The 23229-nt window shown below is 70.8% G+C and carries 22 protein-coding genes; 11 read left to right on the top strand and 11 right to left on the bottom strand.

The features are described from left to right. Positions 1-34: 34 nt before the first annotated feature. Positions 35-460, bottom strand: coding sequence for an ATP-binding protein (locus ACWDEX_RS21030; protein ID WP_450465192.1), 426 nt, complete (start codon positions 458-460; stop codon positions 35-37). An 86-nt stretch (positions 461-546) separates the two neighbouring features. Here ACWDEX_RS21030 and ACWDEX_RS21025 point away from each other — a divergent pair, with 86 nt between their 5' ends. The 6 genes from ACWDEX_RS21025 (at position 547) to ACWDEX_RS21000 (ending at position 6194) form a co-directional block, all read left to right on the top strand. Beyond that, complete coding sequence (locus tag ACWDEX_RS21025; RefSeq protein ID WP_450465190.1) at positions 547-1413, top strand: helix-turn-helix domain-containing protein; 867 nt, start codon at positions 547-549, stop codon at positions 1411-1413. Further along, positions 1410-1658 carry a DUF397 domain-containing protein gene (locus ACWDEX_RS21020; RefSeq protein ID WP_450465189.1) on the top strand — a complete coding sequence of 83 codons (249 nt, stop codon included), beginning with the start codon at positions 1410-1412 and terminating at the stop codon, positions 1656-1658. The genes ACWDEX_RS21025 and ACWDEX_RS21020 overlap by 4 nt, the downstream gene beginning before the upstream one ends. Before the next feature lie 52 nt (positions 1659-1710). Beyond that, positions 1711-1905: a hypothetical protein gene (locus ACWDEX_RS21015; RefSeq protein WP_450465187.1), complete on the top strand. Its 195-nt coding sequence runs from the start codon at positions 1711-1713 to the stop codon at positions 1903-1905. Positions 1906-2032: 127 nt separating this feature from the next. Then, positions 2033-2881, top strand: a complete 849-nt coding sequence (locus ACWDEX_RS21010) for a 3-hydroxyacyl-CoA dehydrogenase family protein (protein ID WP_450465186.1) — start codon at positions 2033-2035, stop codon at positions 2879-2881. Positions 2882-3033: 152 nt separating this feature from the next. After that, complete coding sequence (locus ACWDEX_RS21005; protein WP_450465184.1) at positions 3034-3357, top strand: STAS domain-containing protein; 324 nt, start codon at positions 3034-3036, stop codon at positions 3355-3357. Positions 3358-3605: 248 nt separating this feature from the next. After that, positions 3606-6194 (top strand): ATP-binding protein, encoded by a 2589-nt coding sequence (locus ACWDEX_RS21000; protein WP_450465183.1) that lies wholly within the window; start codon positions 3606-3608, stop codon positions 6192-6194. A 67-nt stretch (positions 6195-6261) separates the two neighbouring features. Here the strand turns inward: ACWDEX_RS21000 and nucS are convergent, their stop codons facing one another. Further along, positions 6262-6933 (bottom strand): endonuclease NucS, encoded by a 672-nt coding sequence (gene nucS, locus ACWDEX_RS20995; protein WP_450465182.1) that lies wholly within the window; start codon positions 6931-6933, stop codon positions 6262-6264. 358 nt (positions 6934-7291) lie between these two features. On the opposite strand from nucS, the gene ACWDEX_RS20990 reads away from it, so the two are divergent. Beyond that, positions 7292-7684 (top strand): SCO5389 family protein, encoded by a 393-nt coding sequence (locus ACWDEX_RS20990; protein WP_059130027.1) that lies wholly within the window; start codon positions 7292-7294, stop codon positions 7682-7684. 118 nt (positions 7685-7802) lie between these two features. Here the strand turns inward: ACWDEX_RS20990 and ACWDEX_RS20985 are convergent, their stop codons facing one another. Then, complete coding sequence (locus ACWDEX_RS20985; RefSeq protein ID WP_450465181.1) at positions 7803-8831, bottom strand: LLM class flavin-dependent oxidoreductase; 1029 nt, start codon at positions 8829-8831, stop codon at positions 7803-7805. Between the two features lie 220 nt (positions 8832-9051). On the opposite strand from ACWDEX_RS20985, the gene ACWDEX_RS20980 reads away from it, so the two are divergent. Next, positions 9052-9381, top strand: coding sequence for an ATP/GTP-binding protein (locus tag ACWDEX_RS20980; RefSeq protein ID WP_450465179.1), 330 nt, complete (start codon positions 9052-9054; stop codon positions 9379-9381). A 6-nt stretch (positions 9382-9387) separates the two neighbouring features. Here the strand turns inward: ACWDEX_RS20980 and ACWDEX_RS20975 are convergent, their stop codons facing one another. The 5 genes from ACWDEX_RS20975 to mce form a co-directional block, all read right to left on the bottom strand. Next, a complete protein-coding gene (locus tag ACWDEX_RS20975; RefSeq protein WP_450465178.1) occupies positions 9388-10263 on the bottom strand; it encodes an ABC transporter permease in 876 nt (291 codons plus the stop codon). Then, entirely contained in the window at positions 10260-11441 is a 1182-nt protein-coding gene (locus ACWDEX_RS20970; protein WP_450465177.1) for an ABC transporter ATP-binding protein, read from the bottom strand. Before ACWDEX_RS20970 ends, ACWDEX_RS20975 begins: the two co-directional genes overlap by 4 nt. 237 nt (positions 11442-11678) lie before the next feature. Further along, complete coding sequence (locus ACWDEX_RS20965) at positions 11679-12617, bottom strand: cellulose-binding protein (RefSeq protein ID WP_450465176.1); 939 nt, start codon at positions 12615-12617, stop codon at positions 11679-11681. Positions 12618-12799: 182 nt separating this feature from the next. Next, positions 12800-16639, bottom strand: a complete 3840-nt coding sequence (gene scy / locus ACWDEX_RS20960) for a polarized growth protein Scy (RefSeq protein ID WP_450465174.1) — start codon at positions 16637-16639, stop codon at positions 12800-12802. A 232-nt stretch (positions 16640-16871) separates the two neighbouring features. Next, a complete protein-coding gene (gene mce, locus ACWDEX_RS20955) occupies positions 16872-17312 on the bottom strand; it encodes a methylmalonyl-CoA epimerase (RefSeq protein WP_450465172.1) in 441 nt (146 codons plus the stop codon). A gap of 148 nt (positions 17313-17460) precedes the next feature. Between mce and ACWDEX_RS20950 the strand changes: the two genes are divergently transcribed. From ACWDEX_RS20950 to ACWDEX_RS20940, 3 genes are all read left to right on the top strand, one after another. Next, a complete protein-coding gene (locus tag ACWDEX_RS20950; protein ID WP_450465171.1) occupies positions 17461-18663 on the top strand; it encodes an acetyl-CoA C-acetyltransferase in 1203 nt (400 codons plus the stop codon). Between the two features lie 35 nt (positions 18664-18698). Further along, positions 18699-19655, top strand: coding sequence for a methylmalonyl Co-A mutase-associated GTPase MeaB (meaB, locus tag ACWDEX_RS20945; protein ID WP_450465169.1), 957 nt, complete (start codon positions 18699-18701; stop codon positions 19653-19655). Between the two features lie 199 nt (positions 19656-19854). After that, positions 19855-21150 carry an MFS transporter gene (locus ACWDEX_RS20940; RefSeq protein ID WP_450465168.1) on the top strand — a complete coding sequence of 432 codons (1296 nt, stop codon included), beginning with the start codon at positions 19855-19857 and terminating at the stop codon, positions 21148-21150. A gap of 66 nt (positions 21151-21216) precedes the next feature. Here the strand turns inward: ACWDEX_RS20940 and ACWDEX_RS20935 are convergent, their stop codons facing one another. From ACWDEX_RS20935 to ACWDEX_RS20925, 3 genes are all read right to left on the bottom strand, one after another. Beyond that, complete coding sequence (locus ACWDEX_RS20935; RefSeq protein ID WP_450465167.1) at positions 21217-21693, bottom strand: MarR family winged helix-turn-helix transcriptional regulator; 477 nt, start codon at positions 21691-21693, stop codon at positions 21217-21219. 93 nt (positions 21694-21786) lie between these two features. Then, entirely contained in the window at positions 21787-22539 is a 753-nt protein-coding gene (locus ACWDEX_RS20930) for an AIM24 family protein (RefSeq protein WP_450465276.1), read from the bottom strand. 38 nt (positions 22540-22577) lie between these two features. Next, on the bottom strand, positions 22578-23228 hold the full coding sequence (locus ACWDEX_RS20925; RefSeq protein ID WP_450465166.1) for an AIM24 family protein: 651 nt from the start codon (positions 23226-23228) through the stop codon (positions 22578-22580). Between the last annotated feature and the right edge of the window lies 1 nt (position 23229).

Below are 23229 nucleotides of genomic sequence, written 5' to 3'. Positions count from 1 at the left end.
GTCCTCCACGTACGACTCGTCACATGGCCGGCGGTCAGGCGGTTGCCCGAACGGCCCCCGCGAACTCGCACCACACCACCTTGCCGGGGTCGCGGCCGCCCACGCCCCAGTCGTCCGCCGGCTCCGCCACCAGCAGCAGCCCGCGACCGCCCTCGCCGGGTTCCCCGGCGTCAGGGCGCGGGACGGCCGGGACGCCGCCCCCGCTGTCGTGGACCTCGACGCGCAGACCACCGCCGTCGCTCGGCAGCAGCCGCAACTGGAAGCCGCGTCCGGGCGGTACGCCGGGCACCAGGGCGTTGGTGGTGAGTTCGCTGACGCACAGCAGGATGTCGTCCGCGCGGGCGGCCATGCCCCAGTCCAGAAGGGCGAGGCGGGCGAAGGCACGCGCGGCCGGGACGGACTGGCGTTCGCGTCGGTAGAACCGCTCGCGTGCGGTCGGGAGTGGTGTTTCGGTGTTCACCTGACGAGAGTCACGCTCCGTGGCCATCATGGAGCAGTGCGCGTCTCCGTACGGCCGGTCCGTACGCATCCGTACGTATACGTGCCATGGAACGTACGCACGCTGGTGGGAAGTTCGGCCGCATGGGTGCCACGACGCGGTCACGGACACGCAGGAACGCCTCCGCGATGAAGATGGTGGGCGCGCTGCTCGCCGTCTTCCGCGAGGCCGCCGGGTACACCCAGCGGTCGCTGGCCGAGCGGTTCTTCGTCAGCGATCAGCAGATCGCCTCCATCGAGCAGGGCAGACGGCCCCTGAAGCCGGACCTGGCCGAGCAGCTCGACGAACTCCTGGGTACCAAGGGGGCGTTGAGCGAGGCGTTGAAGTACATGCCGGAGGTGGATCTCGTACCGCTGTGGGCGGAGGAGTTCCTCGACCGGGAACGGGAAGCGATCACGATCTCGTCGTACGAGAACCAGGTGTTGCCCGGTCTGCTTCAGACGGAGGCGTACGCGTGGGAGGTGTTCCGTGGTCGTGTGCCGGTCTACGACGAGGACGAGATCGCTCAGATGACGGCGGCACGCATCGAACGTCAGGCGATCCTGCATCGCAAGGAACCGCCGCTCACTTGCTTCGTTGTCTGGGAGCCGGTGGTGCAAGCCCCTCTCGGCGGGCGGCAAGTGTGGCGAGAGCAGGTTCGACACCTGCGTGCTTGCTCCGAACTTCCTGGCCTCATGCTCCAGGTTCTGCCGCTGGACCGCACCACTCACGCGTCGCTCGACGGCCCGTTCGTTCTGCTGGAGACACCAGAGCATCAGCGGCTTGTCTACACGGAGAGTCAGCGAGACAGCCAACTGATTGCCGAACCCAAGGAGGTAGCGATCCTCACGCAGAAATGTGCCATGCTGCGGTCGCAGGCCCTCACCCCCGAGGACACAAGGGATTTGCTGGACCGTCTGCTAGGAGAGCAATGAGCGGCACCGCGCTTGGGTGGTTCAAGTCCAGCTACAGCGGCAGCGAAGGCGGCAACTGCCTCGAAGTCGCCTACATCTGGCGCAAGTCCAGCTACAGCGGCGACGAGGGCGGCGAGTGCGTAGAGGTATCCGCCCACCCCACCGCCATCCACCTCCGCGACTCCAAGAACCCCGCCGGCCCGCACGTCACCGTCGCACCCGCGGCCTGGTCGGCGTTCCTGGAGCTGGCCGAGCGGCCGGAGTGATCACGCCCCTGCCGTACGGAACACCCGCGTACCCACCAGCACCGACAGCGCGGTGAAACCGACGGCCACCCCGGCGAACGAGGCGCCGAGCACTTCGGCGTGCTCATGCCGCTGCTGTGCCTGCTGTTCTTCGGCCCCCTATGTGGTGGCGGCCCTGCGCGAGGACACCGGTGCCGCCGGGGGTGACTCCATGGAGGAACTGCTGAGCGAGAAGGTGCTCAACTACGCCGTCCGCGCCGCCGCGTGACTCATGCTGGTGTGATGTCCGTCATGCGAGACCGTGACGCGCGTTACTAACCGGTCACACAGCCCCTTATGAGCGCTAAGGTCCGCCGGAGAGGCATACATCGACAGCGCGTCAGGGGAGTCGCACAGTGGCACGGAAGCTTGCCGTCATCGGAGCCGGACTCATGGGTTCCGGCATCGCCCAGGTATCGGCCCAGGCCGGCTGGGACGTCGTCCTGCGTGACGTCACCAACGAGGCGCTGACGCGCGGCACGGACGCCATCAAGGCCTCGTACGACAAGTTCGTGAGCAAGGGCAAGATGGAGGCGCGTGAGGCCGAGGAGGCGCTCGCCCGCATCACGGCGACCACCGACCTCGACGCCGCCGCCGACACCGACATCGTCGTCGAGGCCGTCTTCGAGAAGCTGGAGGTCAAGCACGAGATCTTCCGGACCCTCGACAAGATCGTCCGCGAGGACACCGTGCTGGCGTCCAACACCTCCGCCATCCCGATCACCAAGATCGCGGCGGCCACCGAGCGTCCGGAGCGGGTCGTCGGTGTGCACTTCTTCTCGCCGGTGCCGATGATGCAGCTCGTCGAACTGGTCCGCGGCTACAAGACGAGCGACGAAACCCTCGCCACCGCCCGGCAGTTCGCCGAGTCCGTCGGCAAGACCTGCATCGTCGTCAACCGCGACGTGGCCGGCTTTGTGACGACCCGCCTCATCTCGGCGCTCGTCGTGGAGGCCGCCAAGCTGTACGAGTCGGGTGTGGCCACCGCCGAGGACATCGACCTCGCCTGCAAGCTGGGCTTCGGCCACGCCATGGGTCCCCTGGCCACCACGGACCTCACCGGCGTCGACATCCTGCTGCACGCCACCAGCAACATCTACACCGAATCCCAGGACGAGAAGTTCGCTCCGCCGGAGCTGATGCGCCGGATGGTCGACGCCGGAGACATCGGCCGCAAGAGTGGGCAGGGTTTCTACACGTACTGAACGCACTGACACCGCACACCCCCTGAGGTGTCACCCCAGGGGGTGAATTCGGTATCGATTCGCTCACAGACGGCAACCAGATTGCCTTCTGAGTAGTCAGAGGTTGCACAACCACAACGCTGAGTACGCCAACGCACTCACGGGGAGCGCATATGCACATCAGGGGCGACCACGCCGAGCTGGTCGTCGGGGGCCGCCTCGACGTCCACAGCGCGGCGGACGCCCGTACGGTCCTGCACTCGGCCGTCGACGACGGAGTCGGCGACCTGGTGCTCGATCTGTCCGAACTGAACTCCTGGGACGCCACCGGGCTCGGAGTGATCATGGGGGTTCACCGGAGGGCCGGGCGATGCGGTCGGCGGCTGGTGCTGCGAGACGTACCACCGCAGATGCAGCGCCTGCTGGTGGCCACCCGGCTGCACCGGATCCTCGCCATCGAGGGCGGGATCGGGGTGGAGTCCCTGCCCCGGGTGTGACGGGTCGCCGCGGGCGCGGCGTCACGGGCGCGAACGCCGACGAACCGCACGTCGGGTGCAATCCTCACGAGACTGTGACGTCTCGGGCGGCGCGGCACCCCGGCTGGTCGGAGATACTGTGCGAAGGTTTAGGGTTCGGCTGCCCGCCGCCCGAAGCCTCGAGCGGGCACCGGACCAGAAGCGACAGCGCAGTGTGCAGCAAGGCCGGGAGGGGCTCAGGCACACGACGCTTTTGGGGGCAAGGACCTATGGACCCGAACACCCGGGAACCCGAAGAGTACGGCCGGGACGGCGCCCACGAGACACCGCGCCAGCGCCCGCCGCGGGACCCCGCTATACCGGACTTCGTACCGTCGACACCGACACCCGCCCGCACCGTCCGGCTTGTGACGGGCGACTTCCTGCTCACCGTCAACCCGGTCGACGGCAGTGAGATAGAGGCCTGCCCGCCGGGGGAGCGGCCCGCGCGGCCACAGAAGCACACCACCGCGGAGCGGGCCGAACTCGCCCGCGCCGGCCGCCCGCCCGCTCCACCCGGGGCCACCCGGCAGCGGCTGCCGCTCCTTGAGCGCCAGGACGAACGAGAGCGGCTCGTACGGCTGCTCGCGCGCGGCCGCTCGGTTCGCCTCACCGGGCCCTCCGGCTCCGGACGCAGCGCGCTCCTGGACGTCGTCGCCGAGGACTGCGCGGACCTCGCCCCCGACGGGGTGGTCCGCCTCAGCGGCTATCGGCGCACCGCCGGCGACCTCCTGCACGACCTCTTCTCGGCCGTCTACAAGGCGCCCCTGTACCGGCCCGAACGGGACGAGCTGCTCCTGCACGTGCGCGGGATCGGCGCCGTCGTCGTCCTCGACGACCTGGAGATCGGCGGCAACGCGCTCGACGAACTGCTCGACGCGACCCCCGAGTGCGCCTTCCTGCTGTCGGCCACGCCCGACGCGCCGGCGCCCTCCGCCGACTCGCTCGTGGAGGAGGTCTTCCTCGGTGGACTCGACCGCGCCGGTGGGCTCGAACTCGTCGAGCGCGCCGTCGGTCGCGACCTCACCGACGAAGAGGCGCAGTGGGCGGGCGACCTGTGGTTCGAGTCCGAGGGCCTGCCGCTGCGCTTCCTGCAGGCCGGGGCGCTGCTGCGGCAGCGTGACCAGCGGCGCGAAGAAGCCGACGCCTTCGAAGAGTTCGGCGCCTTCGGGGAAAACGCCGTGGACGTGTCCTTCGAAGCCGGGGACGGGCCCGACGTACCGCTGCCGTCGCTCGCCGAGGCCGCCGCCCCCGCACCGCTGCTCGCCTCCCGGCTGAGCCCCTCGGCCCGCGAGACACTCAAGTTCGCGGTCGCGCTCGGCGGCGAGGTGCCCCACCAGACCCATCTGCCGGCCCTCGCGGACGACACCCACGCGGACGCCGCGCTCGCCGAACTCGTCGACTGCGCGCTGGTCTCCCCGGTCGGCCCCCGCTACCGGCTCGCGGCCGGCGTGCAGACGCAACTGGAGGCCGCCGGGTACGCGACCGGAGCCCAGGAGTACGCGCTCAAGGCCGCCCAGCACTACACCTGGTGGGCCGGGCACCCCTCGGTCACCCCGGAACGGGTCTCGGCGGAGGCGGACGCCGTGCTGGCCGTCCTGGCCGTCCTGGTACCCACCACGACCCCGTCCGCGGAGGGCGAGGCGAGCGCGGCCGTACGACTGGCCCGGCAGGCCGCGCCCGCCCTCTCCGCGGGGCTGCACTGGGCTGCCTGGGAGCGGGCACTGCGCTTCGGCGTGGAGGCGTCCCGGCTCGCCGGCGAGGTGGGCGAACAGGCCTACTACCACCACGAGTTGGGCATCCTGGCGCTGTGCTGCGGCCAACTCGAGCGCGCCCGCGCCGAGCTGGAGGCCTCCATCGGGCTGCGGGGTGCCCTCGCCGACAAGCACGGCACGGTCGCCGGACGGCGCGCTCTCGCCCTGGTCGCCGACCGCTCCGGCGCCACGCCGCTCGTCGGGCGTACGGCGGCGGGCGAGGAGGTGTCCGACGCGCGGCACGAGGAGTCGGCGTCGCCGCCCGGAGGTGTACCGGCCGACTTCGGGCTGCTTCCCGAACCGCACGGTGACACCGCCACGTTGGTCACACATCAGGCCGTGGCCGAGCCGGCGCCCAGGACCGGCGGTGTCCGCGGTGTGATGAAGGGCACCCGGCGGAATCTGGTGGCGGCGGGCGCCGGGGCGGCGCTGGCAGCCGTGCTCGGCACGGTCGTGGCGCTCGGCATGACCTCGGGCAACGGCAACGACAACGACATTCCGTCGGAGAAGGTCGGTGTGGGCCCCTCCGCGAGCCACGGCGCGAAGGACGGCAGCCTCGGCGCCGACAAGCCGGAGCAGGCCGGTGGATCGGACGGATCGGGCAGGTCGGGCGTGGTCGGTGCCCCGACGTCGCCCCGACCCGACCCGGACAGCACGAGCGGCACCTCGAGCGACCCGACGCCGAGCGGCACCACCGGCGGCCCCTCGGACAACCCGACGGGCACGCAGGGCACGACGCCGTCGAAGCCACCGTCGACACAGCCGTCGACGCCTGAGTCCAAGCCGCCCACATCCGAGCCCACGTCCAAGTCGCCCACGTTGAAGCCGCCCACCTCCAAGCCGACGACACCGCTGCCCACGAAGACGGAGAGCAGCCCGCCGCCCAGCCCGAAGCCGACGCCGACCGGTTCCTCGCAGCCACCGCCGACGCAATCTCTCACGCCGCCCGCCTCCAGCTCGGCCGACGGCCCGGCCCCCAGCGTCCCGGCCACGACGAGCGGTACGGCGAGCGCGCCGGGCAGCGGCGGCCCGGGAACGCCGAGCGGTCCTGGTCCGGTGGCCTGACGGCCGGCTCAGTACGGCAGGGCCGGGCCCACCATGTGGACCCGGCCCTGCGTCGGCGTACCGTCCCTCAGAACAGGCGCAGCTTGTCGTCCTCGATGCCGCGCATCGCGTCGTAGTCCAGGACCGTGCAGCCGATGCCGCGGTCCGTGGCCAGGACGCGGGCCTGGGGCTTGATCTCCTGGGCCGCGAAGATGCCGCGGACCGGAGCGAGGTGGGGGTCGCGGTTCAGGAGCTCCAGGTAGCGCGTGAGCTGTTCCACACCGTCGATCTCGCCGCGCCGCTTGATCTCCACGGCGACGGTCCGGCCCTCGGCGTCCCGGCACAGGATGTCCACCGGGCCGATCGCCGTCATGTACTCCCGGCGGATGAGCGTGTAGCCCTCGCCGAGCGTCTCGATGCGGTCGGCGAGCAGTTCCTGAAGGTGTGCTTCCACGCCGTCCTTGATCAGGCCCGGGTCCACACCGAGTTCATGCGTGGAGTCGTGGAGGATCTCCTCCATCGTGATGATCAGTTTCTCGCCCGCCTTGTTGATGACGGTCCAGACGCCTTCCTCGTCGCCCGAGCCCTCCTTGAGGGTGCAGGGCGGCGACATCCAGTTGAGGGGCTTGTAGGCCCGGTCGTCCGCGTGGATCGAGACGCTGCCGTCCGCCTTCACCAGGATCAGCCGGGGTGCGGAGGGAAGGTGGGCGGTGAGACGGCCCGCGTAGTCGACGGAGCATCGGGCAATGACGAGACGCATGGTCGGCAACGCTACTCGACGCCACCGCTTCGACGCGATTCGCCCTCCTGGGTCGACGCCCCCACGGCCCGTGCCCGCCCTCGTCGGATCCCACCGCACCCACTGGCCTCCGCATCATCGAGCGGCCTTTCAACCCCAGCAGCATCCCCTCTATCTCCCGACTTGTCCCTGATCGTCGCTGGCCGGTTGTGCGCGTAGTGGAAGTGCGCGGTATGCGCATTCTCCTGGTGCCGTCACCAGCCGGTGCTTACCGTAGTAACCAGGAGGTCGCGCGGCGTGTACGCAGCGTGTTCGACAGTGCGAACTCCCTTCCCTGTCCATCAGCCCCCGATGCCCCGGGGGTGCGAGAGGAGAACCCATGTCGCTCGACGTCTCACCGGCCCTACTCGAACAGGCCGAGCGAGGCGAGGTCGACGAAGCCGATTTCGTCGACTGCGTCCGGACCTCCCTGCCTTACGCATGGGAAATGATCAGCTCCCTGGTGGCTCAGCTGAAGGTCGACGGCGGAGAGTTCGCCGACAACCAGACGCCCCCGCCGGACGAGCAGGCACGTGGACAGCTGCTGCGAGCGCTTGCGAGTGACGCGATACGCGGCGCCCTGCAGCGGCACTTCGGAGTGCGCCTGGCCTTCCAGAACTGCCACCGGGTGGCCGTGTTCCCGCTGGACTCCTCGGTGGACGACACACTGGCCCGCTTCACCTCGGTCCGCAATCAGTTGCTCAACCAGTCACCGGAACTGCGCGACTGCTGACGCGGGCGATGTCGTCTGGCTTGCCGCTCCGTACACGGGAGGTGCATCTGTACCGGAGCGGCAGGCTCCCGTCGACTGCCCGCCGACCGCCCCGCCGACGGACCGTGCCCCGGCGGACTCAGCCGAGATGGGGAAGCACCTCGGCACCGAGCCGCCGTACGTTCTCCTCTGTCGCCGCGAGGTCGCCGGAGCCCTCGACGAGCAGGGCGAAGCGGGAGATCCCAGTCCGCTCGGAGGTCTCCATGAGCCGGTCCGCGCACAGTCGCGGGGTGCCCACCGGGTGCAGCTCGCAGAGCAGTTCGGTGTAGGCCAGCGGGTCCCGCATCGAGCGGGTCCGTCCGTCGACCGTCACATGGGCGTCGAGACCTTGTTTCAGCCAACCCGGCATCGCCTTGGAGAGTGCCTCCACCGCGTCGGTGCGCCGGTCGGCGATCTGACAGACGCCGGCCGAGACATGAGGGGCGCCCGCGATCACATCCGCGTCGACGCCGGCCGCTCGGGCGTACTGCTGCCACAGCGCCACCATTTCGGCCTTCTCCTCGTCCCCGACGTGCATGCCGAGCAGCATCGGCAGTCCCCGCTCGGCCGCGAGCCGCACGCTCGCCGACGAGGTGCACGCGACGACGACCTCGGGGCCCTCGGTGCCGGTGAGTGACTCCGACGGCCTGGGGACGACCGGGACTTCACGGAAGCTGAATCGTTCCCCCGCGGCGGCTACGGACGGTTCGCGCAGCCAGCGCACCAGCAGATCGAGTGATTCCGGGAACCCCGTCTCGTACGCCTCAAGGCCCGAGCCGAAGACCTCCAGGTCCACCCACGGCCCGCCACGCCCCACCCCGAGCGAGAGGCGCCCGCCCGAGGTGAGGTGCAGCAGTGCGGCCTGCTCGCCGAGCGCCACAGGATGGGCGGTGGGCAGGACGCTCACCGCCGTGCCGACCCTGACCCGGCTGGTGCGGCCCAGCAGATGAGCCGCCAGGGTGATCGCCGACGGGCATGTCCCGTACGGGACGAAGTGGTGCTCGGCCAGCCACACCGTGTCCAGGCCCGCCTCATCGGCGACCTCGGCCGACCGCACCGCGCGGTGCAGTGCCTCCCCTTGACCCTGTCCCGGAAACTGGGCGGCCAGTACAAAACTTCCCACGCGCATGGCACTTCCTGCTTTCCTGGCTCCGACGCGGAGCTCCCCCACCCGGCATAACTGCCTGACATGTGCCCAAGTCACGGTGAGACGGCGGAATTTGCGGATTGTCTGGAAAATGTGCCGATGGGAGGGTGTTCCGCCGGGTTGAGTGATGTGCGCCTACCCCGGTCGGCGCCGCGTAGGCTGGATGAGGTCCCGCTCCCTGTACAGCCCTGTGAGGTGTTCTGTGTCCCCGCGTCGCAACCGACCCAAGGGCGCCGGCTCGTCCGGCCGGAGCGAGGACGACGACACGTCGCGGTACGGAGGTCGGCAGTTCACCGAGAGCTGGCAGGGCGAGGAGTGGAGCGTGCGCCATGTGGCGGGCGCCGCCGCCCAGGGCAAGACCTACCGCTGCCCCGGCTGCGACCAGGTGATCCCCTCCGGCGTCCCGCACATGGTGGCCTGGCCCGAGCACGCGGGCGTGGAGGACCGGCGGCACTGGCACAAGGCCTGCTGGAACGCCAAGGACCGCCGCACCACAAGGGTGCAGCGGTCCCGTAACGCGCCCAGGTACTGACCCGCCCTACACGTCGCGCTTCTCCAGCAGCAGACAGGCGCCGCCGAAGACGACGGCCGTCACGCTCAACATGATCCACAGCGGATCCCAGCCGGACGGGCCCGAGGCCGACGGACTCAGGGAGCCGTCGTAGAAGACGGCGAGCTGGCTCGGGATCGAGTACTCGAACAACGCGGTGCGCACGCTCTCGAGCGACGGCGTCGCCATGAACAGCGCGATGACCAGCGGGGCGAGCACCGCCCCGATCATGGTGGTGATGGCGCCGGCGGAGTGCCGGACGAGCGAGCCGACCGTGAGCGAGAGCAGCCCGAGCAGCGCGATGTAGAGGCTGACGCCGACCGTGGCCTTCAGCCAGTCCTCGCCGGACGGGGTTCCGCTGCCGTGGCCGTCCAGCATGGCCACCTGGGCGATGCCGACGAACGAGGTGGTCACCAGCGTGATCACGAAAGCGACGGCGAAGAACACGGTCGCCTTGGCCATGAGCACCCGCCCGCGGCTGGGGCACGTCGTCATCGTGGTGCGGATCATGCCGGTGCCGTACTCCGACGCCGTGGTCAGCACGCCCAGCGTGATGACGCACATGCTGCCCAGCAGCAGTCCGAAGAAGCCGAGCGGCAGCGGGCTGTCGCCGTGCAGTTCCGACGACGAGTTCGCGACCAGCGCGCCGGCGGCGAGCCCGATGCCGATCACCAGCAGAACGAAGATCCCGAGCGTCCACATCGTGGAGCGCAGCGACCTGATCTTCGTCCACTCGGAGACGACGGCGTGCCCGAAGTGGGTCCGGACGACCGGGATCGGCGAGGTGTAGGCGGGGCGGGCGGACCCGGGGTCCGCCGGCCGGGCGGGCGCGGCCTGCGGCAGCGGAGGCTGGGGCGTGCTCATCGGGCGTCCTCGGGCTCGGTCGGGGCGGGGGCGGGCGTCTGCTGGGGCGCGGGTGGAGCGGCCGGGGCAGCGGGCTGAGCCGGTGCCTGACCCTGGGGCGCGGGCTGCGCGTAGGGGTTCGGCTGCCCCGGCATCGCGAACGGCTGCCCGCCCTGCTGTGGCGGCGGCGGGGCGTACCAGTCCGGCTGGCCCTGTCCCGGCACCGGCATCGGAGGCTGTGCGCCGGGCGGCAGCGGCTGCTGGAGCCCGGCCCTCGGGTCCGTCGTCGAGCGGTAGTCGACGGCGCCCTGTGTCATCCGCATGTACGCCTCCTCGAGCGACGCCTGATGCGGCGACAGCTCCCACAGGCGTACGTCGGCCTCGTGCGCGATGTCACTGATGCGCGGCAACGGCAGCCCGGTGACGCGCAGTGCGCCGTCCTGCTCGGGCAGCACATGCCCGCCTGCCTCGGTCAGCGCGGTCGTCAGCTTCTCCCGCTGCTGCGGCTCGGTGCCGGACGTGCGGATGCGTGCGAAGTCCGCGGAGTTGGCGGAGATGAAGTCCGTGACGCTCATGTCGGCCAGCAACTGCCCGCGTCCGATCACGATCAAGTGGTCGGCGGTGAGCGCCATCTCGCTCATCAGGTGGGAGGAGACGAAGACCGTGCGGCCCTCCGCCGCGAGGGCCTTCATCAGATTGCGCACCCACAGGATGCCCTCGGGGTCGAGGCCGTTGACGGGCTCGTCGAAGAGGAGCACCTGGGGGTCGCCGAGGAGCGCGGCGGCGATGCCGAGCCGTTGACCCATACCGAGGGAGAAACCCTTGGACCGCTTTTTGGCCACGTCCTGGAGGCCGACGACACCGAGCACCTCATCGACGCGCCGGGCCGGGATGTTGGAGAGCTGAGCAAGGCTCAGCAAGTGGTTGCGGGCGCTACGTCCGCCGTGTACGGCCTTGGCGTCGAGCAGGGCGCCGACCTGGCGCGAGGCGTTCGGCAGTTTGCGGTACGGGTAGCCGCCGATCGTCACCTGCCCCGAGGTGGGGTTGTCCAGGCCGAGGATCATCCGCATGGTCGTCGACTTGCCGGAGCCGTTCGGCCCGAGGAAGCCGGTGACGGAACCCGGCCGCACCTGGAAGGAAAGGTTGTATACGGCCGTCTTGGCGCCGTAGCGCTTCGTCAGGCCGACTGCCTCGATCATGCTCCGCACCCATCGAAAGGTTCAGGACGTCGGGGCGCGTGCCCCCCGTAAGAGTTAGGAGCATAACGGGGTGCTGACGGTTCCATTCAAGAGAAGGTAAAAGTCCGCAGGTCACCGAGGTGAGCCGGTCCTCGCTTGTCAGGTACGGATCGTGCCGGCAGCCCGTTGTGTGCCCCGACGAGCGTGGCCCGCTACCCCGAAGGGCGCGGGCCACGTCGTTGTCAGCCGGTCAGGCGGTCACCGGGACTGCTGGGCGGGAACCCCGCGGGTGACCGGCTCGTCGTCCGTCGACGGCGTGCCGGCCGCGGCCACCGCCGCGCCCGTGAGCGTCGCCAGCATCTCGCGGACGTTGGTGAGCTGGGCGTTGATCGAGTCGCGGCGGTTGGTGAGCGCCGCGAGCTCGCGCTCGGATTCCGAGCGGATGCGGTCGGCCTTGGCGTTCGCGTCGGCCACGATGTCCTCGGCCTGGCGCTGGGCCGTCTCGACTGTCTGACGGGCACGGCGCTCGGCGTCCGTGCGCAGCTTCTCGGCCTCCAGACGAAGCTGCTCGGCGCGGTGCTCGATCTCCGCCAGACGCTTCTCGGCCTTGGCCTGACGGGACGCCAGGTCGCGCTCGGACTGCTCGCGGCGCTTGGCGAGGTTCGTCTCGAAGTCGGAGGCGGCCTGCGCGGCCTTGGCGCGGGTCTCCTCGAAGAGGGCGTCCGCCTCCTCGCGCTTGTTCTGCGCGTCCTTCTGGGCTTCGGCACGAAGCTGCGAGGCGTCGCTCTTGGCCTTGTCGACGATCCGGGCGCCCTCGTCCTCGGCCTTGGCCTTGCGCTCCTCGGCGAACGACTCCGCGTCGTTGCGCACCTGCTGGGCGGCCGACTCGGCCAGTTCACGGTGCTGCTCGGCGGCGCGGCGGGCCTCCTCGCGCAGGTCCTTGGCCTCTTCCTCAGCGAGGCGGAGGATCTTCTCGACACGCGCGCCGAGACCCGCGTAGGAAGGCTCCGCGTCACTGACGGCGGCCTGGGCGTTCTGCGTTTCGAGGTGGAGTTCCTCGATGCGCTTTTCCAGGGCGGTGATGCGGGTGAGAGCGCTGTCACGGTCGGAGACGAGCTTGGAGATTCGTTCGTCCACCTGAGCGCGGTCGTACCCACGCCGCACAAGCTCGAAGCCGTAGGGGGAAGTGTCGCTCATGGGGTTCCTGTCAAATGAGACCGGTGAGGTGATAGAGGAAATCCTAGGGGGCCAAGCGGCGTGTCATCGAGCGGATGCGTGTTTGATCTGGAGAATGACACTCCTTTTGGGTGGCCGACCGTCAGAGACCTTGCCAGAACCCACGTGAAACGCCCGACAGAGCACAGAATCGTCCCTCCTGGCTAGCCTTCTGATGCCTTGCCACCCGAACGTGTCGAACCCGCGGCGGCACCCGCCTTGACACTGCCACCGGACGGGGCCTCAAAAGACTCCAGTGCTTCCAGGACGTCCTGGACGCGGGAGATCTCCGCGTTGATGTCCTCGCGCCGGCGTACCAGGATCTCCAGCTCGCGCTTGCCCTCCTCGACCGCCTGCCGGGCCTCGCGGACCGCCTCGGCCTTGATCTCCTCGGCCTCGGCGACGAGCTTGGCCTTCTTCTGCTCGGCCTCCTTGAGCAGACCCTCGGCCTTCTTGACCGCGGCGATGCGCACCTTGCTCGCCTCGGACTTGGCCTCCGAGACCGTCTCCTTGGCCTCCGCCTTGGCCTTCTCCAGTTGCTCCTCGGCGGCCTTGACCAGTGCGTCGCACCGCTCGCCCGCCGACTTCATCGTCTCGGCCGACTCGCGCCGCGCCCGCTCGTGCAGTTCCTCGATCTCGGTCGTGATGCGCTCGCGCAGCTCCTCCGCGCGCTCGCGGATCGCGGTCGCGTCCCGGCGGGTGCCGACGAGCAGTTCGTCCGCGTCCGCGCGGGCCCGCTCCACCAGCGTGTTGCCCTCGACCGTCGCCTCGGCGACCAGCCGCTCGGCCTCCTTGCGGGCGGCGCCCACCATCGTGTCGGCCTGCGTCTCGGCGTCCGCCGTCGTCTTGTGCGCGGTCTGCTGCGCCTCCGAGATCAACTTGTCGGCCTCGGCGGCGGTTTCCGTGATGAGCGTGTCGACCTGCTCGGCCGCCTCGGAACGCCGCTTGTTGGCGTCCTTGCGGGCCTCGTCCAGCGTGCGCTCGGCCTCCTCGCGCGCGGCTGCGGTGATCCGCTCCGCCTCCGCCTCCGCCTCGGCCTTGAGCTGCTCCGACTCGCCGCGGATCTGCTCGGCGTGCTGCTGCGCGGACCCGACCGTCTCGGCGGCCTCCGCGCGCAGCCGCTCGGCCTCACCGGTGGCGTCCGCGAGGAGATTCTCGGCCTTGGCCACGGACTCGGCCCGGACCCGCTCGGCCTCGGCGGCGGTGTGGGCGGTCAGTCGCTCGGCCTCCGACGTCGCCTCGGTGATGAGGGTGTCCGCCTGGGTGGCCGCGTCCGACCGGATCCGGTTCGCGTCCTCGCGGGCGTCCGCACGCGTGCGCGCCGCGTCCTGCTCGGCGGTGGCGATGGTGTCCGAGGCTTCCGTCCGCACCCGCTGGGCGTGCTCGGCGGCGTCCGAACGCGTCCGCTCGGCCTCGCTCATCGCTTCCGAAACCGTGTGCTCCGCCAGGGACTTGGCGGCCTCCGACGCCTCGGCGGCCTCCTGGCGGATACGGTTCGCGTCCTCGGTGGCCCGCTCGCGCTCCGCGTAGGCGTCGGTGCGGACCCGGTCCGCCTCCTCCTGCGCCTCGGTGCGCGTACGCTCCGCGGCGTGCTCGGCGGCGGAGCGCAGGCCGGTGATCTCCTCCTGGGCCTGCTCGTGCAGCCCGGCCACGGAGTCCCGCACCTGCTGGGCGTGCTGCTCGGCGGCCGACACCATCTCGGTCGCGCGCCGGTCGGCCTCCTCGACCAGCCGTACGGCCTCGGCCTGGGCCTCCTCGACCCGGGCGCGCGCCACGGCGAGCAGTTCGTCGCTCTGCTCGCGGGCCCGCTCGCGCTCCTGGTCGGCCTCCTCGCGCGCCGCGCCGAGGACTTCCTCGGCCTTGCGGCGGCGCCGGGCGGCCTCCTCCTGGGCGGCGGCGAGCGTCTCCGTGGCTTCGACGGCCAGCCGCTCGGCGGCGGCCTGTGCCTCGGCCCGGACGCGGTCGGCGGCGTCCTGTGCCTCCGACTTGAGCCGCTCGGCCTCGGCAGCGGCCTCCGACCGCAGGCGTACGGCGACGGCCTCGCCCTCCGCACGGGAGGCGGACGCGTCGGCGGCGGCCTCCGTGCGCAGCCGTTCGGCCTCGGTCTCGGCCTGCGCCTGGAGCGTACGAATGCGTTCGGCGGCCTCGGCGCGCAGCCGGTCGGTCTCCTCGACGGCTTCGCGGCGGATCCGCTCGCTCTCCGACCGGGCGTCCCCGAGCGCCTGCTCGGCGGAGGCGAGCCGCTGTTCGGCCTCGGACTGGAGACGGGTCAGCTCCTGAGCGGCCTCCGCGCGGCGAGCCTCGACGGTCCGCTCGGTGTCCTCACGCAGCTCGCGGGCGGCCCGCTCGGCCTCCTCCTTGACGGCCTCGGCCTGCTCGGCGGCCTCGGTCCGGTGCCGCTCGGCCTCCTCGCGGGTGCGCTCCAGGGTCTCCTCGGCCTGGCGGCGCAGCGTCGTCGCGCGCTCGATGGCCTCGCTACGGGCCTTCTCGCTGTCGGCGGTGGCCGTCGCCCGCATCTCGTCCGCGTCGGCCTTCGCCTTGGCGAGCAGCTCCTCGGCGGTCTTGGCCGCCTCCTCGATCTGCTGGACGGCCTCGCGGCGGGCCTCGGAGCGGATCTTCTCGCCCTCGGCGACGGCGTCGGCGCGCAGCTGCTCGGCCTCGCCGCGCAGCCGGCGCGCCTCCTCCTGCAGCTCGACCGCCTTGGCGCGGTACTCCTTGGTGTCGTCCTTCGCCGCGCCCCTGAGCTGCTCGGCGATGTCGTGTGCCTCGGCGCGCAGCCGGTCCGCCTCGGCCTCGGCCTCGGTCCGGATCCGCTCGGCCTCCTCGGCGGCGGCCTTGGTGGTCGCCTTGGCGTTCTCGGACGCCTTGTTGAGTACGTCCTCGGCGGTACGGGCCGTCTTGGCGAGCTGGGAGGCGGACTCCTCGGCCGTGATGGTGCGGGCCTTCTCGGAGGCCTCCGCGACGAGCTTCTCCGCCTCGGCCTTGGCGTCCGCGACCACTCGCTCGGCCTCGGACCTGGTGGCCTCGGCCTCCTTGGTGGCCTCGCTGACCAGTCGGGCGACCTGCTCCTTGGCCGTGCGCATGCGCTGCTCGTTGGCCGACTCGGCGCCCGCGAGGGTCTTGGCCGCGGCCTCCTTCGCCTCGGCGACGACCTTCTCGGCCTCGGCGCGTGCCTGGCGCAGCGCCGTCTCGGCCTCGGACATCCGCTGCTCGGCGGATCGGCTCAGCTCGGTCGCCTGCCGACGGGCGGCGTCCGACTCGCTCGCGGAGGCGGAGCGCAGTTGCTCGGCGTGTTCGGTGGCCTCCTGGGCCTGGGTGGAGGCGGCGTTCAGCAGCCGCTCGGCGTCCGCCCGGGCCCGGCGCAGGATCTGGTCGGCCTCCGACCGGGCGGCCTCCGCTTCGTTCTGCAGCCGCTGGCGGGCCTCCGAGGTGATCCGCTCGGCCTCGGCACGGGCCGCGGCCAGGGCCTGCTCGGCCTCGGCACGCGACTCGTCGACGAGCCGACGGGCCTGGGACTCGGAGCGGGCGCGCAGCTGTTCGGCCCACGCCACGTTCTCGTTGACGTGCGACTCGACGGTCTGGCGGCGCTCGGCCAGCTCCTGGTCGAGTTGCTGACGGCGGGTGACCGCCTCCGTGTGCAGCTCGGCCTGGAGCCGGGCGGCCTGCTCGGCGTGCTCCTGAAGGATGCGCTGCGTCTGCGCGCGGGCCTGACTCAGCTCGCGCTCGGCGTCCGCCCGCATCTGGTCCGCCTGCATCTGGGCGGTGCGGAGCATCTGCTCGGCCTGGTAGCCGAGGTCGGACCCGTCATAGGCCGGCCGCGACATGAGCGTGCGCCGCGCCTCGTGCAGCTTGGCGCGCAGCACCTCGACCTGGTAGCCGAGGTCCTCGGCGTGCTGAATCGCCTTTTCCCGCTCGGTCTTCAGCCGTTCCATCTCGGCCTCGAACCGAGAGAGGTGGTCGACGTCAGCCGCCGGCTCTCGCTCCTGGCGTTCGTAGCCCCGCACTGCGCGGTCCCATCCGTCCCCTGGTCGCAAGTCTCTCCAAACGAGCTCCGTCCGTCCGCCGAACGGGGCCCCCGGGGAATGGTGTCAGATCAACGCGGAGCATGGGCTGCCGCCCTGACGCTCGCCCTCGAAACCCGGACCCCGGACTCGCGTCCCACCGACCACGGCGGGACCCGGTCGCCCTGGTGAGAGCGGCGACCGCCCCAACCCTACAAGCCCTGATGTGCGGGAGTCAGTGCTCAGGTGACTCAACGGTCGCCGAAGTGACCAGTTCTGTCAGTACTCCATGGCAATCCTTGGGGTGCAGGAAGGTGATCCGCGACCCCATGGAGCCGCGCCGTGGCTCCTCGTACAGGACGCGCACGCCCTTGTCGCGGATGTCCGCGGCGTCGCCGTCGACGTCTGCCGTGCCGAAGGCGATGTGGTGGACGCCCTCGCCGTTCTTCGCCAGCCACTTGGCGACGGTGGAGTCCTCGCGGATGGGTTCGAGCAGCTGGAGGTAGGAGGCGCCGCCGTCGTCCGTGTTGTTGATCTTCAGCATGGCCTCGCGCACCCCCTGTTCCTCGTTGACTTCGGTGTGGAACACCGAGAAGCCGTACGTCGAGGTGTAGAACTCGACGGTCTTGTCGAGGTCGAAACAGGCGATCCCGATGTGGTCGATTCGCGTCAGCATGGTGTTAGTGCAGCGCCCCTGGGGTGGTTACGCAACGTGCGCGCGATCACACTGACAGCCCGATGACGTGGCCCGGCACCGCTCAGTACATTCGAAGTAAACCCTCGTTCACTCCTCGGCTGTGCAGGCCGGAAGGGGATCGCAGCTCATGTCAGGAACGAACAGCACGACCTCCGTAATCGTCGCCGGTGCCCGTACTCCGATGGGACGGTTGCTCGGCTCGCTGAAGTCCTTCTCCGGAGCGGACCTCGGCGGCTTCGCGATCAAGGCCGCCCTCGACCGCGCGGGTATCGGCGGCGACCAGGTGCAGTATGTGATCATGGGACAGGTGCTCCAGGCCGGGGCGGGCCAGATCCCGGCACGCCAGGCCGCGGTCAAGGCCGGCATCCCGATGAGCGTCCCGGCCCTGACGATCAACAAGGTGTGCCTGTCGGGCCTCGACGCGATCGCCCTCGCGGACCAGCTCATCCGTGCGGGTGAGTTCGACGTGGTCGTCGCGGGCGGCCAGGAGTCCATGACCAACGCCCCCCACCTGCTGCCGAAGTCCCGCGAGGGCTTCAAGTACGGCGCGGTGCAGATGCTCGACGCGATGGCGTACGACGGCCTGACCGACTCCTTCGAGGGCATCGCCATGGGCGAGTCGACCGAGAAGCACAACACGCGCCTCGGCCTCGGCCGCCGCGAGCAGGACGAGATCGCCGCCCTGTCCCACCAGCGAGCCGCGGCCGCCCAGAAGAACGGCGTCTTCGAGGCGGAGATCACCCCGGTCGAGGTGCCGCAGCGCAAGGGCGAGCCGGTCGTGTTCAGCAAGGACGAGGGCATCCGCGGTGAGACGACGGTGGAGTCGCTGGCGAAGCTGCGCCCGGCGTTCACCAAGGACGGCACGATCACGGCCGGGTCCTCCTCGCAGATCTCGGACGGCGCCGCGGCCGTGGTCGTGATGAGCAAGGCCAAGGCGCAGGAGCTGGGCCTGGAGTGGATCGCGGAGATCGGCGCCCACGGGAACGTGGCCGGACCGGACAACTCTTTGCAGTCGCAGCCCTCGAACGCGATCCTGCACGCACTGAAGAAGGAAGGCCTGGAGGTCTCGGACCTCGACCTGATCGAGATCAACGAGGCGTTCGCGGCTGTCGCCGTGCAGTCAATGAAGGACCTTGGGGTTTCCGCCGAAAAGGTGAATGTGAATGGCGGTGCCATTGCCCTCGGACACCCGATCGGCATGTCCGGCGCCCGGCTCGTACTCCACCTCGCCCTGGAGCTCAAGCGGCGCGGTGGCGGCGTCGGCGCGGCCGCGCTGTGCGGTGGCGGAGGCCAGGGCGACGCGCTGATCGTGCGGGTACCCAAGGCCTGAGCATTCTGTACGTCTCTTGAGTGAACGGAGCTGTGATGCAGGACGTCTCCTCGCTGGTGGCCCAGGCCAGGGAAGGCCGGCCACGGGCCGTGGCCCGGCTGATCTCCCTGGTGGAGGGGGCGTCTGACCAGCTCAGGGAGGTCATGGCGGCCCTCGCGCCGCTGACGGGCAACGCGTATGTCGTGGGCCTCACCGGCTCCCCGGGTGTCGGCAAGTCCACGTCCACGTCGGCGCTCGTGACGGCGTACCGCAAGCAGGGCAAGCGGGTCGGCGTCCTGGCCGTCGACCCCTCCTCGCCCTTCTCGGGCGGCGCGCTGCTCGGCGACCGCGTCCGGATGTCGGAGCACGCCTCGGACCCCGGCGTCTACATCCGCTCGATGGCCACCCGGGGGCACCTGGGCGGCCTGGCGTGGGCGGCCCCGCAGGCGATCCGCGTCCTGGACGCGGCGGGCTGCGACGTGATCCTGGTCGAGACGGTCGGCGTCGGCCAGTCCGAGGTCGAGATAGCCTCTCAGGCCGACACCTCGGTGGTGCTGCTGGCCCCGGGGATGGGTGACGGCATCCAGGCCGCGAAGGCGGGCATCCTGGAGATCGGCGATGTGTACGTCGTCAACAAGGCCGACCGTGACGGCGCGGACGCGACCGCCCGCGAACTGAACCACATGCTGGGTCTCGGGGAGGCGCGGGCCCCCGGTGACTGGCGCCCGCCGATCGTGAAGACGGTCGCCGCTCGTGGCGAGGGCGTCGAGGAGGTCGTCGAGGCGCTGGAGAAGCACCGGGCGTGGATGGAGGAGCGGGGGGTCCTGGCGGAGCGCCGGCTGGCCCGCGCCGCCCACGAGGTCGAGACGATCGCGGTGACCGCCCTGCGGGAGCGGATCGGCGACCTGCACGGCGACCGTCACCTCGGCGCGCTGGCCGAGCGGATCGTGGCGGGGGAACTGGACCCCTACCGGGCGGCGGACGAACTGGTGGCCGGGTTGACGAACAACTGAGCGGGCCGGGGGACGGTCGGCGGGGAACCGGGCTGACCGGAAACCCGTGGCCAACGTCCCGCCCACGCTGATAAGTTGCCCGCGTGTTCCTCCTCTTGGCATAGCGGCCGCCCAGGCCCGCGATCGACGAGCGGTGTTCGACCGTGGTCGTCGCGGCCATCCGGCGTCCCCTCGTTGCCTCCAGTTGAGGAACTTCCGCGTGTCCACGCCTTCTTCCGTGCGGCCCTCGTATGCCGCCGTTCTCCGTCTCCCGTACGCCCGCCGCACTTTCGGCGCCGCTGCCGTGGCGCGACTGTCGTACGGGACGGTCGCCGTGTCCGTCCTGCTGTCCGTGACCCGGGCGACCGGGTCGTACGCCGTGGCCGGTACGGTCATGGCGCTCTTCGGGGCCGTGATGGTCCTGCTCTCGCCGCTGCGTGCGGCGTTCGTCGACCGGTACGGCCCCCGCCGGGCCCTGGTGCCGATGGCCCTGCTGTACGCCGGGGCCCTGGCTCTGCTGAGCGTGGCGAGCTGGCGTCCCGGCGCACCCGTGCCGCTGCTGGGCGCCCTGGCCGTCGCCGCCGGTGCCTTCGCGCCCCCGCTGGGTCCCACCATGCGGGCCGTGTGGAGTGAACTCGCCGTCGACCAGCGGCTGCTGCAGCGCGCCTACGGGCTCGACGGCGTCGTCGAGGAGCTGCTCTTCGTGTCCGGGCCGCTGCTCGTGGGCGTAGTGGTGCGGTGGGCGCCGCCGGCGGCCGGGGTGGCGCTCAGCGCGCTGCTGGTGGCGGTCGGAACCCTTGCCTTCGTCTCCTCTCCCGCAGTGACCGGGGTACGCCCCGAGGCGGCGAAGAAGGCGCGCTCCGCGGGGCGGTTGCGGGGTGGGCAGGGTCTGGTGCAGCCCGTGCTCGTGGCCCTGGGTGTGGGGTTGGCGGTCGGCGCGCTGGACCTGCTGGTCGTGGCCTTCGCGGAGCAGCGGGGCCACGGCGACGACACCGTGGCGTGGGTGCTCGCGGCGTTGTCCGCGGGCAGCGCGGTCGGCGGGCTGCTGAACGGCGCGGTCGACTGGCGTATCGGCGCGCGGGCGCGGCTGTCGCTGCTCGCCGGGGCGCTGGGAGTGACCTTGGCCGGGGCGGGTCTGGCGCCCGGCCTCGGTGTCCTCACGGCGGCCGTGGCCTGCGCCGGCCTGTTCATCGCCCCGGCGCTCACGACCTCGTACCTGGTCGCGGACGACTCCGCCCCGCCGGGTTTCCGCACCCAGGCGGGCACCTGGGTCAACATGGCGGTGAACGCGGGAGGTTCGGGTGGCTCGGCGGCGATGGGCGCCTTGGTGGGGCGACTGCCGCTGGCGGTGTGCTTCGCGGTGTCCGGGGCGGTGACCGTGGCCGCCGCCGTCCTCGCCGGAGGGTGGGCGGCGACCAGGTCGGCCGGGCGCCCACGGCCCGTGGGCGCACCGGGGGCGTCGCGAGCCGCGGCCGACGCGGAACCGTCGGCCGGCGACGCACGCGCCGGGGGCTGACGGCCGTCTGCCCCCGGCAGTCGCTGCGCCCTTCGGTCAGCGCCCCGGGGGCGGCCGGCGGCCTTTCTAGGGCTTGCCGCGCTGCCCCCGAAGGTGGTCCGCGATCGGACGCAGGGACGTGCGCAGGTTCTCCAGGTCCTCGGCGGACAGCAGGCCGATGAAGTGCCGTCGCACAGAGGCCACATGATGGGGCGCGACCTTCTGCATCGTCTCCATGCCGTGGTCCGTGAGCACCGCGAACAGGCCCCGGCGGTCGGACTCGCAGTTCTCGCGGCGCACCAGGTCGGCGTTCTCCATGCGGGTGATCTGGTGCGAGAGGCGGCTCTTGGACTGGAGGGTGGCGGACGCGAGGTCGCTCATGCGCATGCGCCTGCCCTCCGACTCCGAGAGGTTCACCAGGATCTCGTAGTCGTTCATCGTCAGGCCGAACGGCTGCAGATCCCTTTCGAGCTGGTATGTCAGCAGCCTGTTGACCTCGAGGTGGGTGCGCCAGGCGCACTGCTCCGCTTCGGTCAGCCAGGGCGTGGCCGTCTCGGTCTCCATGAGTGAAAGTCTACCTAAGAAGTTGAAAGGCGAACTAGCGTAGATGGGGCGCCGGCGTGCATGCGTTCGATGTCACACTGTGCAGAGTACCGCTCACAGTCCGAAGCGGCGCGTGAGGTCCCCCAACTGCCCCGGAAGGTGTGCCCCCTCCGGCTGCCGGCCCTGGTGGCCGGGCTGCCCGCCACCCGGCACGCCGGGCTCGTGCGGGACCGCCCCGGTGGCCTGCTCGGACATGAGCGTCTCCGTGGACTGGAGCAGGACCGTGCCCGCTCCGATGAACTCGAACTGGTGCTCCTCCCCGGAGGCCCCGCCGAACCCCGTCATCGCGCGCAGACCACCCCACACACCCGTCAGATACCCGTGGTCGTAGTGGTGGCAGGGCGACGGGCAGTCGGACCAGCCGACGAGCGCCTGCGGATCCACCCGGATCGGGGGTTCCATGAACACCACCGGACCGTTGGACGCGGCCACGAACTTGCCGGTTCCGATCAGTGTCAGGAAACCCGGAATGATCGACTGCTTCAGGGCGAGACTCGGCTGAAAAGCGAGCAGGTTGCCCGAGCGAATGGTCAGGTTGCCGTCGTCCAGGTCGTAGGAGTTCACATCGAAGGCCCGGTCGGCGAGGAGCATCTTGCCCGAGCCCTGCGCCACCACCCAGTCGCTCGCGTGCAGAGGTGAATGGAAGGCCGTACGGACCAGGTGTTCGAGCGGGCCGTGGCCGATGCCGTTGAACTCGATCGAGCCGTAGTAGGCGATCATCTTGCCCTTCTGCAGGAACCACTGGCTTCCCTTGAGGTCCACGCAGAAGGTGTAGTCGTTGACGTTGTCGTCGACGGGCAGCGTCATCGGGTCGAAGATCACGGGGCCGGTGCCCGGGTAGGTGGTCACAGCTTCTCCTCGGACGCCTGGACGTACACCGCACCACTGCCGCTCAGTTCCAGTTGGAACGCCTCGCCGGAGCCACGGCCCACCATCTCCCGCCAACCGATCGCCGTGGACAGCTTGTTGCGTACGTCGCCGTGGTGCGCGACATACGCCTGGGGGTCGACGTGGACCGGGCGCTGCGGGGTGATCGGCACCTCGATGACGCCGCCGTGCGCCATGACCGCGACCGCGCCGTGGCCCTTGAGGGTGGTCGTGAACAGACCCTGGCCCGTGACCTGGCCGCGCACCATACCCATGACGCCGCCCTGTGAGCCCATGAACATCGTGCCCTGCTGCAGGGTGCCCTCGAAGACGAGCAGACGGTCCGCCTCGACGTACAGGGTGTCGCCCGTGAGCTCGATCACCTGGACGTGGTGCCCGCCGTGCCCGAACATCACCGTGCCGTTGCCCTCGACCGTCATCAGCGGCGTCGCCTCGTTCGCGACGCGGCGGCCGATCATCGACATGATCCCGCCCTGACCGCCCTGGATGTTCGGGGTGAAGGAGACCTCGCCCCGGTAGGCGAGCATCGCGCCCCGCTGGCTGTACAGGCGCTGCCCCGGTACGACCGTCGCCTCGATCATCTTCGAGTTCACTTCCCGGAAGGCCATG

Source organism: Streptomyces sp. NPDC001020 (assembly GCF_053599115.1).
The sequence above is the reverse complement of the archived record's forward strand: the minus strand, read 5'-3'. Positions and strand labels throughout refer to the sequence as shown.